The sequence below is a fragment of the Pseudomonas sp. Pc102 genome (assembly GCF_018408275.1).
Taxonomy (GTDB): Bacteria; Pseudomonadota; Gammaproteobacteria; order Pseudomonadales; family Pseudomonadaceae; genus Metapseudomonas; species Metapseudomonas tohonis.
Window position 1 is genome coordinate 4,032,404 of the sequence record NZ_AP021905.1, and the last position, 17,151, is coordinate 4,049,554.

At 69.0% G+C, this 17,151-nt stretch carries 12 protein-coding genes; 6 read left to right on the forward strand and 6 right to left on the reverse strand.

Annotated features, from left to right (window positions below):
* Window positions 1-77 precede the first annotated feature (77 nt).
* The 4 genes from PHLH3_RS18325 to PHLH3_RS18340 all read right to left on the reverse strand — a co-directional run bounded on the left by PHLH3_RS18325 (window position 78) and on the right by PHLH3_RS18340 (window position 3,350).
* Window positions 78-857, reverse strand: coding sequence for an ABC transporter permease (locus PHLH3_RS18325; RefSeq protein ID WP_213625269.1), 780 nt, complete (start codon window positions 855-857; stop codon window positions 78-80).
* Window positions 854-1,786 (reverse strand): ABC transporter ATP-binding protein, encoded by a 933-nt coding sequence (locus tag PHLH3_RS18330; protein WP_213625270.1) that lies wholly within the window; start codon window positions 1,784-1,786, stop codon window positions 854-856. The genes PHLH3_RS18325 and PHLH3_RS18330 overlap by 4 nt, the downstream gene beginning before the upstream one ends.
* An 83-nt stretch (window positions 1,787-1,869) precedes the next feature.
* Entirely contained in the window at window positions 1,870-2,490 is a 621-nt protein-coding gene (locus PHLH3_RS18335) for a glutathione S-transferase (RefSeq protein WP_213625271.1), read from the reverse strand.
* A 191-nt stretch (window positions 2,491-2,681) separates the two neighbouring features.
* A complete protein-coding gene (locus tag PHLH3_RS18340) occupies window positions 2,682-3,350 on the reverse strand; it encodes a transglutaminase family protein (RefSeq protein ID WP_213625272.1) in 669 nt (222 codons plus the stop codon).
* Between the two features lie 160 nt (window positions 3,351-3,510).
* Between PHLH3_RS18340 and PHLH3_RS18345 the strand changes: the two genes are divergently transcribed.
* The 4 genes from PHLH3_RS18345 (at window position 3,511) to PHLH3_RS18360 (ending at window position 10,717) form a co-directional block, all read left to right on the forward strand.
* Window positions 3,511-5,958, forward strand: a complete 2,448-nt coding sequence (locus PHLH3_RS18345; RefSeq protein ID WP_213625273.1) for an acyl-CoA dehydrogenase — start codon at window positions 3,511-3,513, stop codon at window positions 5,956-5,958.
* 88 nt (window positions 5,959-6,046) lie between these two features.
* A complete protein-coding gene (locus PHLH3_RS18350) occupies window positions 6,047-6,457 on the forward strand; it encodes a PA2817 family protein (protein WP_213625274.1) in 411 nt (136 codons plus the stop codon).
* A gap of 278 nt (window positions 6,458-6,735) precedes the next feature.
* Window positions 6,736-10,107: a PAS domain-containing protein gene (locus PHLH3_RS18355; RefSeq protein ID WP_244862906.1), complete on the forward strand. Its 3,372-nt coding sequence runs from the start codon at window positions 6,736-6,738 to the stop codon at window positions 10,105-10,107.
* Window positions 10,108-10,222: 115 nt separating this feature from the next.
* Entirely contained in the window at window positions 10,223-10,717 is a 495-nt protein-coding gene (locus tag PHLH3_RS18360; RefSeq protein WP_213625275.1) for a DUF1543 domain-containing protein, read from the forward strand.
* Here the strand turns inward: PHLH3_RS18360 and PHLH3_RS18365 are convergent.
* On the reverse strand, window positions 10,704-11,426 hold the full coding sequence (locus tag PHLH3_RS18365; protein ID WP_213625276.1) for a GntR family transcriptional regulator: 723 nt from the start codon (window positions 11,424-11,426) through the stop codon (window positions 10,704-10,706). The genes PHLH3_RS18360 and PHLH3_RS18365 overlap by 14 nt on opposite strands.
* Window positions 11,427-11,431: 5 nt before the next feature.
* Entirely contained in the window at window positions 11,432-13,246 is a 1,815-nt protein-coding gene (atzF, locus tag PHLH3_RS18370) for an allophanate hydrolase (protein ID WP_213625277.1), read from the reverse strand.
* A gap of 239 nt (window positions 13,247-13,485) precedes the next feature.
* On the opposite strand from atzF, the gene PHLH3_RS18375 reads away from it, so the two are divergent.
* Window positions 13,486-14,742, forward strand: coding sequence for an HD-GYP domain-containing protein (locus PHLH3_RS18375; RefSeq protein WP_213625278.1), 1,257 nt, complete (start codon window positions 13,486-13,488; stop codon window positions 14,740-14,742).
* Between the two features lie 388 nt (window positions 14,743-15,130).
* Window positions 15,131-16,723 (forward strand): malate:quinone oxidoreductase, encoded by a 1,593-nt coding sequence (locus PHLH3_RS18380; protein WP_213625279.1) that lies wholly within the window; start codon window positions 15,131-15,133, stop codon window positions 16,721-16,723.
* The last annotated feature ends 428 nt before the right edge of the window (window positions 16,724-17,151 follow it).

Genomic DNA, 17,151 nt, shown 5'->3' on the forward strand with positions numbered 1-17,151 from the left:
GCGTCGTGCCCAGCTCCGCCCGCGTGCCGGCGATCAGCCTTCGCGCGCGGAGCTCGCTCCTGCGAGGTGCGCCGTGCTTACTGGCGCATGCCGCGCCCGCTCACCAGCAGGCGGATGCAGGCGATGTAGAGGATCACCGTGGTCAGGGTCATCAGGCCGATGGCGATGCCGATGTTGATGTCGGAGACGCCGAGGATGCCGTAACGGAAGGCGTTGACCATGTGCAGGATGGGGTTGGCCAGGGACACCGTCTGCCAGAACGGCGGCAGCAGGCTGATGGAGTAGAACACCCCGCCCAGGTAGGTGAGCGGCGTCAGCACGAAGGTCGGGACGATGGAGATGTCGTCGAAGTTGCGTGCGTACACCGCGTTGATGAAGCCGCCCAGGGAGAAGGTGGTGGCGGTCAGCAGCACCACCAGCACGGTCACACCCAGGTGGTGCACCTGCAGCGTGGTGAAGAACAGCGACAGCAGGGTCACGATCACCCCCACCGCCAGGCCGCGCAGCACGCCGCCGATGGTGTAGCCGAGGAGGATGGTGTGCGGCGAGACCGGCGACACCAGCAGCTCTTCCACCGAACGCTGGAACTTGCTGCCGAAGAAGCTGGAGACCACGTTGCTGTACGAGTTGGTGATCACCGACATCATGATCAGCCCCGGCACGATGTACTCCATGTAGCTGAAGCCGCCCATGTCGCCGATCTGCCGGCCGATCAGGTTGCCGAAGATGACGAAGTACAGCGCCATGGTGATGCCCGGGGGCAGCAGGGTCTGCGGCCAGATGCGGGTGAAGCGACGGACTTCGCGGTAGACGATGGTGTTGAGGGCGACCAGGTTGGCGCGCAGTTCGGAACTCATACGGCCACCTTCGACAGGTTCTTCTCGACCAGGGACACGAACAGTTCCTCCAGGCGGTTGGTCTTGTTGCGCAGGCTGAGCACGTCGATGTGCAGCGCCGACAGCTGGCGGAACAGCTCGGTGATGCCCTGGCTCTTGTCCACCTGCACCTCCAGGGTGTGGTGGTCCACCAAGCGCGCCGGGTAGCCGTTGAGCTGGGGCACGCTGGCCAGCGAATCCTTGAGGTCGAGCAGGAAGGTCTCCACGTGCAGCTTCTTCAGCAGCGCCTTCATGCTGGTGTTCTCGACGATGGTGCCGTGGTCGATGATGCCGATGTTGCGGCACAGCTGCTCGGCTTCCTCGAGGTAGTGGGTGGTGAGGATGATGGTGATGCCCTTGGCGTTGAGCTCGGTGAGGAAGCTCCACATCGAGCGGCGCAGCTCGATGTCGACGCCGGCGGTGGGCTCGTCGAGGATCAGCAGGCGCGGCTCGTGGATCAGCGCACGGGCGATCATCAGGCGGCGCTTCATGCCGCCGGACAGCTCGCGGGAGGCGGAATCGCGCTTCTCCCACAGGCCCAGCTGGGTGAGGTACTGCTCGGCGCGCTCCTTGGCGACCTTCGCCGGGATGCCGTAGTAGCCGGCCTGGGTCACGACGATGTCGAAGACCTTCTCGAACTGGTTGAAGTTGAACTCCTGGGGCACCACGCCGAGGCAGCGCTTGAGCGCGTAGGGCGAGGTGTCCAGGTCGTTGCCGAACACGCTCACCGTGCCGCTGGTCTTGTTCACCAGGGTGGAGAGGATGCCGATGGTGGTGGACTTGCCGGCGCCGTTGGGGCCCAGCAGGGCGAAGAAGTCGCCTTCGGCCACTTCCAGGTCGATGCCCTTGAGGGCCTGGAAGCCGTTGCCGTAGGTCTTGGTCAGCTGCCGGATGGACAGAGCAGATGTCATGACGTGCCTTTCAGAAGAGATTGAAATTGGCCTTGATGGCTGCGAACGCAACCATCAAGCCGCTTGATGGGTTGAGCCTAGCATCAGGTCAGCGCGGTCATCACCGCATTGCGGTAGGCCGGGCGTTCCTTGAGCCGCGCGTACCAGGCCTCCAGGGCCGGCAGCTCGGGGCGCTCGATGGGCATCTCGAACCAGGCGTAGATGAAGCTGCCCAGGGGGATGTCGCCCATGGCGAAACGCTCGCCGGAGAGGAACGGCTGTGCGGCCAGCGCCCGTTCGGGCATCGCCAGCAGCTCGCTGCAACGGGCCAGGGCGGCGGCGATCCTGGCCGGGTCGCGCTCCGCCGGCGGCGTACGCAGGGTGCCCCAGAACAGGTCGCGGAAGACCGGGGCGAAGGCCGATGTGGTCCAGTCCATCCACTTGTCGCCCTGGGCGCGCAGCGCCGGGTCCTCGGGATAGAGATCGCCCGCAGCGTAGCGCGCGGCCAGGTAGCGGACGATGGCGTTGGACTCCCAGAGCACCAGATCGCCATCCTCCACCAGCGGCACCAGGCCATTGGGGTTCTTCGCGCGGTACTCGGGATCGTTGACCAGCCCGAAGGCGCCCCCGGCATCGATCGCCTCGAAGGCGACACCGGCCTCCCCGGCGGCCCAGAGCGCCTTTCTCACGTTGGACGAATTCTTGCGGCCCCAGATCTTCAGCATCTGTGATTGTCCTGTCGTTTCACGAGGCGTCGATTCTAGAGGCAATCCCCCCCTCCTTGGCCAAGGATTTGCGTTGATAACGCATATCGACCCGAGCGGGGTGGCGGATGGACGAAGGCGTGCTTGGGGTGAAGCCCGACGCGGCGGGACCGGGCCACGATGCGTTGGGCCTCGCTGCGCTCGGCGCCGACCTACGGTGTCTTTACGGCAGCCGCCTCGCTGTGCAGGTCACCGCTCATGAACGCCGCACCGGGCTCGAACAGGTGCGGGTAGACCTTCGCCAGGTGGCCGAAGAACAGCGCTTCCGGCAGGTCCTCGAACTGGTCGTGGTCGGCGAGGTATTCCATGTAGCGCTCGCCCTGGCGGTTGAAGGGGTGGAAGACGCTGTCGCTGGCGCCGTCGAACTCCAGCGGCGCGACGTCGAACAACCGGCACAGCTCCAGGTTGAAGGCCGGCGTCGCCTTGACCCAGCGCCCGTCCAGGTACAGCTCGGTGTAGCCATGCATGGCGAACACCTCGCTCCGGAGCAGCTGCAGCAGGCGCGGGGTGGCCAGGTGGTTGCGCACGTCCGCCAGGCCGATGCGCGCGGGGATCCCGCAATGCCGCGCGCAGGCCGCGAGGAGGATGGCCTTGGGCACGCAATAGGACTCACCCGCCGCCAGCGCGGTGCTCGCCTTGAGCGAGCCGGGGTCGCGGCTGAAGGCGTAGGGGTTGTAGCGGATGGCATCGCGCACGGCGTAGTACAGGCTGACCGCCTGGTCACGCGGCTGCGCGCTCGCGCCGCGGTTTTGCGAGGCGAACTCAACCACCAGGGGGTGGTCACTATCAACGAAGCGACCGGATCGCAGGTAGGGCTGCATGGCATCTCTCCAGGGTGAACCGCCCCAGTCTAGGGGCTGCCCCGGTGCCCGCCCAACGACGATCCGGCCAAGCTGACTGCCCATGTCGCCAGCTTTCACGGCGACGTCTACGCTCGTGACGGTCGCGCCTGTGCCGCACCGTCATCAAGGAGGATCACGCATGGTGTTCGTCTGGTTGCTCGTTCTGGTTCTCGGGGTCGCCTGGCTGGCGCACCGCCGCACCGCTCCCCTGCCCGCCCTGGGCGCGGTGGCCCTGTATCTCCTGGCCATGGGGGTGTTCAGCCACTCGCCGGGCTGGCTGCTGGCGATCCTCTGGGTGCTGTGGCTGGCGGTCGCCCTGCCCCTGGCCTTCCCTGAAATGCGCCGCAAGCTGATCACCGCCCCGCTGTTCTCCTGGTTCCAGCGCGTGCTGCCGCCCATGTCGGAAACCGAGCGCGACGCCATCGAGGCCGGCACCGTGTGGTGGGATGGCGAGCTGTTCAGCGGCCGCCCCGACTGGAACAAGCTGCTCGACTACCCGCGCCCGGCGCTCACCGCCGAGGAGCAGGCCTTCATCGACGGCCCCACCGAAGAGCTCTGCGCCATGGTCAGCGACTGGGACATCGGCCAGCGCATGGACCTGCCCCCCGAGGCCTGGGAACACATCAAGGCCAACGGCTTCTTCGCCCTGATCATTCCCAAGGAATACGGCGGCAAGGGCTTCTCTGCCTACGCCCACTCCCAGGTGGCCATGAAGCTGGCCACCCGCAGCGGCGACCTCGCCTCCACCGTGATGGTGCCCAACTCCCTCGGCCCGGCCGAGCTGCTGCTGCACTACGGCACCGACGAGCAGCGCCAGCACTACCTGCCGCGCCTGGCCCGTGGCGAGGACATCCCCTGCTTCGCCCTCACCGGCCCGCTGGCCGGCTCCGATGCCGGCGCCATGCCCGACGTCGGCATCGTCTGCAAGGGCCAGTGGCAGGGCGAGGAAGTCATCGGCCTGCGCCTGACCTGGGAGAAGCGCTACATCACCCTCGGCCCGGTGGCCACCCTGCTCGGCCTGGCCTTCAAGGCCTACGACCCCGAGCACCTGCTGGGTGACGAGGAAGACCTGGGCATCAGCCTGGCGCTGGTGCCCACCGACACACCCGGCGTCGAGATCGGCCGTCGCCACCTGCCCCTGGGCGCCGCCTTCATGAACGGCCCCAACTCCGGCAAGGACGTGTTCGTGCCGCTGGATTACCTGATCGGCGGCCAGCCCATGCTCGGCAAGGGCTGGATGATGCTGATGAACTGCCTCTCCGTCGGCCGCTCCATCTCCCTGCCGGCGGTGGGCACCGGCGCCGCCAAGTACACCAGCCTGGTCACCGGCCAGTACACCCGCGTGCGCGAGCAGTTCAACGTGCCGCTGTCGGCCTTCGAAGGCATCCAGGAAGCCATGGCGCGCATCGGCGGCAACGCCTGGCTGATGGATGCCGCGCGCATGCTCACCGCCAACGCGGTGGACCTGGGCGAGAAGCCCTCGGTGCTCTCGGCCATCCTCAAGTACCACCTGACCGAGCGCGGCCGCGAGTGCATCGGCCACGCCATGGACGTGCACGGCGGCAAGGGCATCATCATGGGCCCGAACAACTACCTGGGCCGCTCCTGGCAGGGCGCGCCGATCTTCATCACCGTGGAAGGCGCCAACATCCTCTCGCGCAACCTGATGATCTTCGGCCAGGGCGCCATCCGCTGCCATCCGTTCGTGCTCAAGGAGATGGCCCTGGCCGGCCGCGAGGACCACGACCGTGCCCTGGAAGAGTTCGACGACCTGCTGATGCAGCACATCGGCTTCGCCGTCAGCAATGCCGCCAGCACCCTGCTGCTGGGCCTGACCTTCGGCCACCTGGGCAGCGCCCCGGGCGATCGCCTGGCCCAGGGCTACTTCCGCAGCCTCAACCGCCTCTCGGCGGCCTTCGCCCTGCTCGCCGACTTCAGCATGATGCTGCTGGGCGGCGAGCTGAAACGCCGCGAGCGCCTCTCCGCGCGCCTGGGCGACGTGCTCAGCCACCTCTACCTGGCCTCCGCCGCGCTCAAGCGCTACCACGACCTGGACAGCCCCGAGCACCTGCGCCCGCTGCTGCGCTGGGCCCTGGAGGAAAGCCTGGGCAAGGCCGAGGACGCCCTCGCCGGCCTGCTGGCCAATTTCCCCAGCCGTGTCTTCGGTTGCCTGCTCGGCGTGCTGGTGTTCCCCTTCGGCCGTCGCCACAAGGGGCCCTCGGATGAACTGGACGCGGAGATCGCCGCCATCATCGGCCGCGACCGGGGCGACCCGGCGCTGGAGAACCTGCTCGCCGGCTGCTTCCGCCCGCAGGCAGAGGACGACCCGGTCGGCGCGCTGCAGCACGCCGTCGACGCCCTGGCCGCCGTGCAGCCGCTGCAGAAGAAGCTGCACAAGGCGGTCAAGGACGGCCAGGTGAAACCCGCTGCCGGCGAAAGCCTGATCGACGCCGCCCTGGCCGCCGGGGTCGTCGACGCCAGCGAGGCCCAGCGCCTGCGCGCCGCCGAGGCCGCACGGCGCAAGGTGATCGACGTCGACGACTACGCCAAGGAAGAGCTGCTGCCGACCGAGGGCCGGGTCCGCTAGGGCCACCACCCGGCCAGGCGGGCGGGACAGCGGGCGCGGAGGGACTTATACTCCGCGCCCGTTTCCATTCCGCCCCAGGACGCACGCCATGGCCAATCCCTACCTCGACCACCACCTCGCCCTGCTCGCCCACCTGCGCGGCATCCTGGTCGCCCTGGGCGAAGCCGAGCAGGTCCCCGAAGAGAACCATGCCCTGTTCGTCGAGCGCTTCGACGAGCTGATGAGCGAATTGCCGCGCGACCCGGAATCCAGCCTCTACCTGGGCCAGGACCTGATCGCCCAGGTCTTCCACCGCTACCCGCAGATCGCCCACCTGGTCCCCCGTGACCTGCTGTGGTTCTTCGGCGGCGATTGCCTGCACTTCATGCCCGACGAAGAGATCGCCCTGTTCCAGCGCCTCGACGAGCGCCGCTTCGAAGCCGAGGAAAACGACGAACCCTTCGACTGGAACCAGGAAAAGCAATTCCTCGCCCTGCCCGACGAAAGCGGCAAGCACTGATCCCTCGCGCCCATGGCCCGTGCCCGGCACGGGAATGGAGCCGCCGCCGTCCCGGACCGAAATCCGGGCCGCGCCCCACCGATATGCCCGCCGCCATGCAGGCACCGTCATCGCCCGAACGGCGTCCCACCGGGCCCGGCCTGCACCGCGACCCGCCTGCGTGCGGCGAGTGAATCCGTGGCTCGGGGCGCAACTTTCCCGCCGCCATGCTGCCGAAACGCTAGGCCCCATGGGCCCGCTCCCCAGCCGCCACCCCCGTGCTCCGGACCCGCCAGCCGATGACCGATGATGCCACCCGCCGTCCCGACGGCGCCCCGACCCCCTACTTCCTGCCCGGCAGCGGTGAGCTGGGCCGCCTGATCAATGCCCACGACTGGGCCGCCACGCCCCTGGGGCCCATCGAAGGCTGGCCGCAGAGCCTGAAGACCGTCACCGGCATGCTGCTGCTCTCGCCGGTGCCCATCGTCCTGCTCTGGGGCGAGGCCGGCACCATGATCTACAACGACGCCTACTCGGTGTTCGCCGGTGGCCGCCACCCGCAACTGCTGGGCTCGGAGGTGCGCAAGGGCTGGCCGGAGGTCGCCGACTTCAACGACAACGTCATGAAGGTCGGCCTGGCCGGCGGCACCCTCGCCTACAAGGACCAGGAGCTCACCCTGCACCGCAACGGCCGCCCCGAATCGGTGTGGATGAACCTCGACTACTCGCCCGTGCTGGACGAGAGCGGCCGCCCCGCCGGGGTGATCGCCATCGTCGTCGAGACCACCGAGCGGGTCCGCGCCGAACAGCACGTGCGCGCCGAACGCAGCCGCCTGCAGAGCCTGTTCGAACAGGCGCCGGGGCTGATGGCGCTGCTCGCCGGGCCGGACTACGTGTTCGAGCTGGCCAACCCTGTCTACCGCCGCCTGGTGGGCGACCGCGACCTGATCGGCCGCCCCCTGCGCGAGGCCCTGCCGGAGGTGGAGCGACAAGGCTTCATCGAGCTGCTCGACCAGGTCCGCACCAGCGGCAAGGCCTATGTCGGAACCGGCGTGCACGTCATGCTGCAACGCGAACCCGGCGGCGCCGAGGAAGAGCGCGTGCTCGACTTCGTCTACCAGCCGGTGGTGGATGGCCAGGGCCGGGTCACCGCCATCTTCGTCGAGGGCCAGGACACCACCGAGCGCGCCGCCGCCGAGGCCCGCGTGCGCAAGAGCGAGGAGCGCTTCCGCGCGCTGGTCAACGCCTCCTCCGACATGCTCTTTCGCATGGACCCGCACTGGACCGAGATGCGCCGCCTCGACGGCAAGGGCCTGATCGCCGACCTCCGCCGCCCCACCGCCAACTGGCTGCAGGACTACATCCCCGCCGAGGACCAGCCCCGGGTGCGCGCGGCCATCGACCAGGCCGTGCGCACCAAAGGCATCTTCCAGCTGGAGCACCGCGTGTACCTGCTCGATGGCTGCCTGGGCTGGACCTTCTCCCGTGCCGTGCCCTTGCTGGATGCCGACGGCGAGATCAGCGAATGGTTCGGTGCCGCCAGCGACATGACCGGGCGCCACCTGGCCGAGGACGCCCTGCGCGAGAACGAGGCGCGGCTGCTGTTCCTCGACGCCCTCGGCAAGGAAACCTCCCGCAGCGTCGATGCCGACCAGATCCTCGCCATCACCACCCGCATGCTCGGCGAGCACCTGGGCGTGGCCGTCTGCGCCTACGCCGACATGGACCCCGACGGCGACGGCTTCACCATCCGCGGCGACTGGGCCGCCCCGGGCAGCCAGAGCATCGTCGGCCACTATCACCTTTCCGATTTCGGCCAACTGGCGGTGCAACGCCTCGGCGCCGGGCTGCCGCTGGTCCTGGACGACAACCGCGGCCAGCTGCCCCCCGAGGAGGCCGCCACCTTCCTGGCCATCGGCCTGGCGGCGACCATCTGCCTGCCCCTGGTCAAGGGCGGCCGCCTCACCGCGCTGATGGCCATCCATGACAGCGTGCCGCGCAACTGGACGCACAAGGAACTGGCCCTGCTCACCGAGGTGACCGAGCGCTCCTGGGCGCACATCGAGCGGGTGCGCTCGGAGATGGAGGCCCGTGACGGCGAGCGCCGCTTCCGCGCGGAACTGGAAGCCAAGGTGGACGAGCGCACCGCCGCCCTGGCCCAGAGCGAGGCCAGCATCCGCACCATCTTCGAGACCTCGCACCTCTACCAGGGGCTGATCGCCGCCAGTGGCGAGGTGCTGCACTTCAACGCCACCGCCCTGGCCGGCATCGACGCCAGCCTGGAGGAAGTGGCCGGCCGGCCCTTCTGGGAAACCCCCTGGTTCACCGGCACCCCCGGCATGCCCGAAACCATCCGCGCGGCGGTGCAGCGGGTCGCCACCGGCGCCACCGCCAACCTCGGCATGGCCCTGGAGCTGCCCGGCGGCACCCGGCTGTTCGACTTTTCCCTGCGCCCGGTGCTCAGCGACACCGGCGAGGTGGTCGCCATGGTCCCCGAGGCGGTGGAGAAGACCGCGCGGGTCAAGGCCGAGCAGGCCCTGCAGCAGGTGCAGAAGATGGAGGCCATCGGCAACCTCACCGGCGGCATCGCCCATGACTTCAACAACCTGCTGATGGCGGTGCTCGGCAGCCTGGAACTGCTGCGCCGGCGCATGCCCCACGAGGCCCCGCTGCTGCGCCTGCTGGACAACGCCCGCGCCGCCGCCGAGCGCGGCGCCTCGCTGACCACCCGCATGCTCGCCTTCGCCCGGCGCCAGGAGCTGCGCCGCGAGCGCATCGACCTGCGCCAGCTGGTGGAGGACATGACCGACCTGCTGCAGAGCGCGCTGGGCTCCACCATCGCCGTGGAAACCCTGTTCCCGCTGCAACTGCCACCGGTGGAGACCGACCCCAACCAACTGGAATCCGCCCTGCTCAACCTCGCCGTGAACGCGCGCGATGCCATGGGCGGCCAGGGCCGCATCTCCATCGCCGCCCGCGAGGAGGCCGCGCCGCCGGGCGACGGCCTCACGCCCGGGCGCTACCTGTGCCTGGCCGTGACCGACAACGGCGAGGGCATGGACGAGGCCACCCTCAAGCGCGCCACCGAGCCCTTCTTCACCACCAAGGGCATCGGCAAGGGCACCGGCCTCGGCCTGTCCATGGTCCACGGCTTCGCCGAGCAGTCCGGCGGCTTCCTGCGCCTGCGCAGCACGCCCGGGCACGGCACCACGGCGGAAATCTGGCTGCCGGCGCAGGAGTGGCCGCACGAGCAGGCGTCGCGGCCGTCGCCCGAGGTCTGCGAAGCGCTCGATGACGCGCCTACCGCCGGCCTGTCGATCCTCGCCGTGGACGATGACGACCTGGTGCTGACCAATACCGCCGAGATGCTCGAGGACCTCGGCCACCGCGTGCTCACCGCCCACTCCGCTCAGGAGGCCCTGGAACTGCTGGAGCGCGAGGCCTTCGACCTGCTGGTGACCGACCACGCCATGCCCTACATGACCGGCGCACAACTGGCGCTGGAGGTGCGCTCGCGACGCCCCGGCCTGCCGGTGCTGATGGTCTCGGGCTACGCCGAACTGCCGGCCGGCGTGCGCCTGGACCTGCCGCGCCTGTCCAAGCCCTTCACCCAGCAGCAGCTCGCCGACGCCGTCGCCGGGCTGGCCACCCGCAACGCCCCCTGCGCCTGAGCCGACCCTTCGTCCAGGCGCCGGACGGCGCTACCACCCGGACGCGGCGGCGCCTTAACATGGCGACCCCGCCCGGCACAGGATGCCGGGCCCGACCGACCTGCCAGGACCGATAATGCTGTTCGTCGTGATGCTCGGGGGCAAACACCCCCGGGCCAAGATCGAAGTCCATGACGTGGTGTTCGCCTTCGCCGACACCATCGAAGCAACCCACCCGCAATTGCGCCAGGAATGGTTCGGCAGCCCCGCCGGCCTGCACATCGACTCCTGGATGGCCATCGAAGGCGTCGACGGCTACCGCGTCAGCCTGGGGGCCTGCGCTCCCGCCGCCGGTGCGCCGCGACTGTTCTTCATCAACCTCGGCGGCTACGAGCCCGGCGCCTTCGGCGAAGCCCACCGCTACCTCCTGGTGGTGGCGCGGGACAAGGCCGAAGCCAAGGAGAAGGGCAAGCGACGCATGCTGGCGAACTGGGACAAGCCCCACACCGACGCCCTGCTGGACGTCGACGACTGCATCCCCATCGACCAGGTGGACGGCCGCTACGTGCAGCTGGTCGAGGGCGAGCACCGGGGCATCACCCAGCGCAGCGACTACGTCATCCTGTCCTGACCGGCGCCCCCGCCGCCTCGCGCTGGCGGGCCGCCCACAGGCGCTGCTGGGTGATGCCACGCACCTGTGCCTTGCTCCGCTCCACGTGCTCGCGCAGTAGCTGCTGCGCCTGCGCACAACACCCGTCGAGCATGGCGGCGAGGATGTGCCCGTGCTCCTCGTAGGTCGCCGCCACCCGCTGCGCCTGGGTGAAATCCAGGCGCCGGACGATGCGGATGCGCTCGCTCAGCTCGCGGTGCACGCGGGCCATCTCGGCATTGCCGGCGGCGGCCACCAACTGGCAGTGGAAGGCCTCGTCGAGCTCCGCCACCGCACGGCCATCGACCAGGCGCTCGCCCTCCTCCACCTGCCAGGTGCGGCAGAGCCCGGACAACGGGCCCGGCCGCTCGCCGGCACGCCGGCACAGGCGCTCCACCGCTGCCAGCTCGAGGATGATGCGCAGATCGTAGAGCGCCTCGAAGCGCTCGAAGTCGAAGGGCCTGACCTGCCAGCCACTGCGGAAATGCACCTCCAGGTAGCCCTCGCGCTCGAGCCGGTACAGGGCCTGGCGCACCGGAGTACGGCTGGCCGCCATGCGCCCGGCCACCTCGCCTTCGCTGAAGCGGTCGCCGGGCAGCAGGCGGAATTCGGAGATGTCCTCCTTGAGCCGCTGGTAGATGCCGTCCACCAGGCTTTGCGGGCGACCGGCACGCCCTGGCGCAGCCTCCATGCGCCTCAGGCCGGCGCGCGGCTGGCGATGTAGGCGCGCCAGCCACCGAAGGCGGTGATGTCCTCGGCATCGGCCAGTGCCCAGGGCTCGCAGATGAAACCCTTGACCCAGCGCCCGTCCTCCAGCTGCAGGTTGCCGATGCCCAGCGGCGGCGGGATCTCGGCGACGAACTCGCCGAAGCGCGCCAGGGGGATGTCCCACAGCTCGACGATGATCGACGCGCCTTCGGCGGCGCGGGCCAGCCCCGGCTTGGGCGGCACCGAGCCGGGCAGCGCGTGGAGGCGGTAGGTCGGTGCGGTCAGGGTCTGCTCCACCAGCACCGCATCGCGGGTGGTGAGCTGGGCATTCAGCGGCATGCCGGTGAGGTGCGCGCCCACCACCGCCACGCGCACGCTGCCGGGCGCCTGGGTGGGCGCGGCGGCGGGTGCCAGGGGGCGGCCGGTGGCACCCAGGGGCAGGCCGAGGCTCGCCTGCCAGCGCTTGCCCAGGGACGCCAGGGCCCGGTCGTGCCAGGCCGGGGCGATCAGGGTGATGCCGGCCGGCAGGCCGTCGTCGCGGAACCCCGCCGGCAGCGCCAGCGCGCTGAGGTCGGCGAGGTTGGTGAAGTTGGTGTAGGTGCCGAACTGGCTGTTGTAGAGCACCGGTTCCGCCTCCATCTGCGCCAGGGTGCGCAGGGTCGGCGAGGTGGGCACCACCAGCGCGTCGAAGCCCTCCAGGGCCTGCTCGATGCGCCGCGCCAGTTCGGCGCGGCGGTATTCCGCGCGGTAGGCGTCGCAGGCGCTGTAGCCCAGGCCGTTGGCGACGATACCGCGCACCACCGGGTTGATCGCTTGCGGGGCGCGCTCCAGCATCCCCGCCAGCGCGACGGTGCGCTCGGCCACCCAGGCCCCCTGGTAGAGCTGCTCGGCCAGCTCGCGGAAGGGCGTGAAGTCGATGGGCACCAGCTCCGCCCCGAGCCCGGCCAGGTGCTCCAGGGCACGCTCGAACACCGCCTGGTTGGCGGTATCGCCGAAGAACTCCAGCGACTGCGGCACCGCCAGGCGCGGCCTGGCGCCGATGGCCACCGGGGCGCGCCCGGGGTTGCGCCGCGAATAGGCGTCCGCGGCATCGAAGCCGCCGGCGATCTCGGCGACGCATTCGGCGTCCGCCACCGTCAGGGCGAACACCGAGATGCAGTCCAGGGTGCGGCACGCCGGCACCAGCCCGTGGGTGGAGAGCCAGCCCTTGGTCGGCTTGAGGCCGACGATATTGTTGAAACCGGCCGGCACCCGGCCGGAACCGGCGGTGTCGGTACCGAGGGAGAACGCCACCAGGCCGCGCGCCACCACCGAGGCGGACCCGGAGCTGGACCCGCCGCTGACGTAATCGGCATCGAAGGCGTTGGGCACCGCGCCGAAGGGCGAGCGGGTGCCCACCAGGCCGGTGGCGAACTGGTCGAGGTTGGTCTTGCCCACCAGCACCGCGCCGGCCGCCTGCAGGCGCGCGACCACGGTGGCGTCCTCTTCGGCCAGGTAGGCGAACTCGGGGCAGGCCGCGCTGGTGCGCCAGCCGGCCGCATCGATGTTGTCCTTGATGGCGAAGGGCACCCCGTAAAGCGGCAGACGGCTGCGGACGCCGCCCACGGCCACCAGCTGCGCCTCCAGGGTCGCCAGGCGATCACCGAGCTGTGCATCGCTGGCCAGCACGATCCAGGCGGGATCGTCAGCGCGCAGGCCCTGCAGCCATTCGAAGAGGATCTGCGGGGTGATCCGCTCGCTGGCGTAGGCATCGCGCCAGTCATCGAGGGTCCAGCCTTGGGGTTGCCGGTCGGGGGTCTGCATCGGGCGCTCCATCTTGTATCCAAGTTGTGGCGGCAGCCCTGCAACCCGCGGACCAACTATGCTGAACCCCATGAAACCGGGCCGTTCGAACGAGACAGGGAAGGATCGAGCCATGCCCGCGCCATAATTCGGTGCAATCCTGCATGTTTTTGGTGCCCGTCACCGAACGTGCGACGGGGCTGCCCCGGCGGAGCCAAACCGCTAGACTGCCATCACTTAGCCAGTACCCGAGCCACGGAATGTCAGCAACGCCCTCCTACATCACGCCGGACCAGCTTTGCGTCGGCCTCTACATCCAGCTCGAACTGGGCTGGTGGGAGCACGATTTCACCTTCAGCAACTTCAAGATCAAGGATGAGGCGCAGATCAAGGCGCTTCGCGAGCTGGGCCTCAAGCGCCTGCGCTACGACCCGGCACGCAGCGATTGCCAGCCCCTGGACCTGGAGCCCGAAGCCCCGCCTGCCCCTCAGGAACCCGAAGCGCCCGCGCCCAGCCCCGAGGACATCGCCCGCCAGGAACGGGTGGTCAAGCTCAGCAAGCTGCGCAAGCGCCTGGCGGAGGTGGACCGCAAGTTCATCCACGCCAGCCAGCAGGTGAAGCAGCTCAACCAGACCCTGCGCAGCCAGCCCGAAGAGGCCTTGAAGCAGGCCGGCCAGGTGGTCGGCGACCTGGTGGCCTCGGTACTCGGCGAAGATGGCGCCGCCCTGCACAGCATCAACGGCAAGCCCGCCGAAGACGCCTACTTCCACTCGCTGAACGTCACCGTGCTGTCGGTGATGCTCGGCCGCCAGCTCGGCTACGACAGCGAGGCCTGCCACAGCCTCGGCCTCGGCGCCCTGCTCCACGACATCGGCAAGATGGACGTGCCCAGCAAGGTGCTGCTCAAGCCCGAGCCGCTGACCCGCCCCGAGCAGCAACTGCTGCAGATGCACACCGACTTCGGCCTGCGCCGCAGCCAGCAACTGATGCTCGACGACGAGGTGCAACGGATCATCCACGAGCACCACGAGCACTGCGACGGCAGCGGCTACCCCCGGCAGCTGCACGAAGCCGGCATCGGCCGCCTGAGCCGGGTGGTGTGCATCACCAACCACTTCGACAACCTGTGCAACCCGCTCAACCCGCGCGACGGCCTCAGCCCCCACGAGGCCCTGTCGCGCATGTACGGGCAGTACCGCCAGCGCTTCGACGAGGTGATGCTCAAGGCCTTCATCCGCTGCATGGGCGTCTACCCGCCGGGCAGCCTGGTGCAGCTGCAGGACGATCGCTACGGCCTGGTGCTGGGCATGCACCCGACGCTGCCGCTGAAGCCGACGCTGATCCTCTTCGACCCCAAGGTGCCGAAGGAGGAAGCGCTGATCGTCAATCTCGAGCACGAAGCGTCGATCGCCATCGCCCGCAGCGTCCGCCCCGCCCAGGTGCCGCCGGAGGCCCTGGAGTACCTCGACCCGCGCCAGCAGGTGACCTACTACGTGGACCCGCGCACCCGGGGCTGAACACCCCTGCGATCGCCGATCGTTCGTACGGCGCCCCGGGGGGGCCGGCCACGACCGGCCGGGCGAAATTCCGCCCGGATTCCCTCAGGCCAGCCCCTGTAATGGCGGACTCCCGCCACTACATGCCGCCGCCAGGCCGCCGGACCCGCGTGGCGCCTGGCCTGCAGCCACCGGGCACGCTCCTTGCTTTATCGGCCGCCCACGGTGGCGAACAGCTACCGGATGCAGGGCGCCGAGGCGCCTGACCGGGGCGCCGCACACGCCCCGGCCACGAAGAATGCAGGGCCGCCAGCCCAGGAAGACGTCACTCCCGCCACCCTGGCCGAGAACCGTCGATCCGCGTGCCCCCGGGGCGGCAGGCCATGCTCGAAATCTGGACGGTTGGTATATGAAGAAACTACTGCTGGCGCTCCTGTGCCTGAGCGTCATGGGCTGCTCCCAGCCCGACTCCTCCGAGAAACCCCTGGACGTGCTGCTGATCGGCGGCGGCATCATGAGCGCCAGCCTCGGCACCTACCTGCACGAGCTGGAGCCCGACTGGAAGATCGAGACCTTCGAGCGCCTGGACCAGGTCGCCGAGGAAAGCTCCAACGCCCTGAACAACGCCGGCACCGGCCACTCCGCCTTCTGCGAGCTGAACTACACCCCCGAGACCGCCGACGGCGGCATCGACATCAGCAAGGCCGTGGCGATCAACGAATCCTTCGAGATCTCCAAGCAGTTCTGGGCCTACCAGATCGACCAGGGCGTGCTGAAGAACCCCCGCGCCTTCATCAACACCGTGCCGCACATGAGCTTCGTCTGGGGCGACGACAACGTCGCCTACCTGAAGAAACGCCACGCGGCCCTGCAGCACAGCCCGCTGTTCCGCGGCATGCAGTACAGCGAGGACCACGCGCAGATCGCCCAGTGGGTGCCGCTGGTGATGGAGAACCGCGCCCAGGACCAGAAGATCGCCGCCACCCGCATGCCCATCGGCACCGACGTCAACTTCGGCGAGATCACCCGCCAGCTGTTCGGCTCGCTGTCCGAGTCGCCCAACTTCAAGCTCAACCTCGGCCATGAAGTGCGCGACATCGTGCGCAACGAAGACGGCACCTGGAAAGTGGTGGTCGCCGACCTGGCCAAGGGTGGCGAGGAGCGCGCGGTCAATGCCCGCTTCGTGTTCATCGGTGCCGGCGGCGGTGCCCTCAAGCTGCTGCAGAAATCCGGCATCCCCGAGGCCGACGGCTACGCCGGCTTCCCGGTGGGCGGCTCCTTCCTGATGACCCGCAACCAGGACATCGTCGCGCGCCACCACGCCAAGCTCTACGGCAAGGCCTCGGTCGGCTCGCCGCCCATGTCCGTGCCGCACCTGGACACCCGCGTGGTCGATGGCCAGGAGGTGCTGCTGTTCGGCCCCTTCGCCACCTTCTCCACCAAGTTCCTCAAGAACGGCTCGCACATGGACATGTTCAGCGCCATCACCACCGGCAACATCGGCCCGATGACCAACGCCGGCATCGACAACATGGACCTCAGCCAGTACCTGATCGGCCAGCTCATGCTCGACCAGGACGACCGCATGAACGCCCTGCGCGAGTACTTCCCCGATGCACAGGACGCCGACTGGGAGCTGATCCAGGCCGGCCAGCGCGTGCAGGTGATCAAGAAGGACGCCGAGAAAGGCGGCGTGCTGCAGTTCGGCACCGAAGTGGTGAGTGCCGCCGACGGCTCCATCGCCGCGCTGCTGGGCGCATCCCCGGGTGCTTCCACCGCCGCGCCGATCATGCTCAGCGTGCTGGAGAAGACCTTCCCCGAGAAGATGAAGAGCGACGCCTGGCAGGCCCGCCTGAAGGCGATCATCCCCTCCTACGGCCGCAAGCTGAACGATGACCTCGAGCTGACCAACGCCACCCGCGCCTGGAGCCATGAGCGCCTGCAGCTGGACTTCATCCCCGTCCAGCCGGAAGAAAGCGCCCCGGCCACCACCGCCGAGTGATGCAACCGCCCCACCCTCCCGGGTGGGGCGTCTCCCCCTGTGGCAGCCCATTCATTGGCTTTGTCTGCGTTAGCTGCTGTGAACTTGATGCGAAGCGTCAAGCCTGGTGCTTTCCGGGCATGTATGACTCCCTGTCACATCCACCGCGTGGGTTTCGCTTCGCTCTACGCCACCCTACGCAAGCCGTTGCACCACGAACGTGATGCGCACATCGATGAAGATTCTGGCGACGAGGTTGGAGCGGCGGCCAAACGCCCCTTCAGGAGGCCGAGCGCAATCGTCGTTTCAGGGGTTGAGCGACATGGATGTCGCGAAAGGCGTACCGGGCCCCTGAAACGATGATGGAGCGAGGGGAGTCTGGCGAAGCCAGACCCGTATGCAGGGGCAAGCGCTTTTGGTTACTTTTCTGTGGTTCGGCATCCCGACGA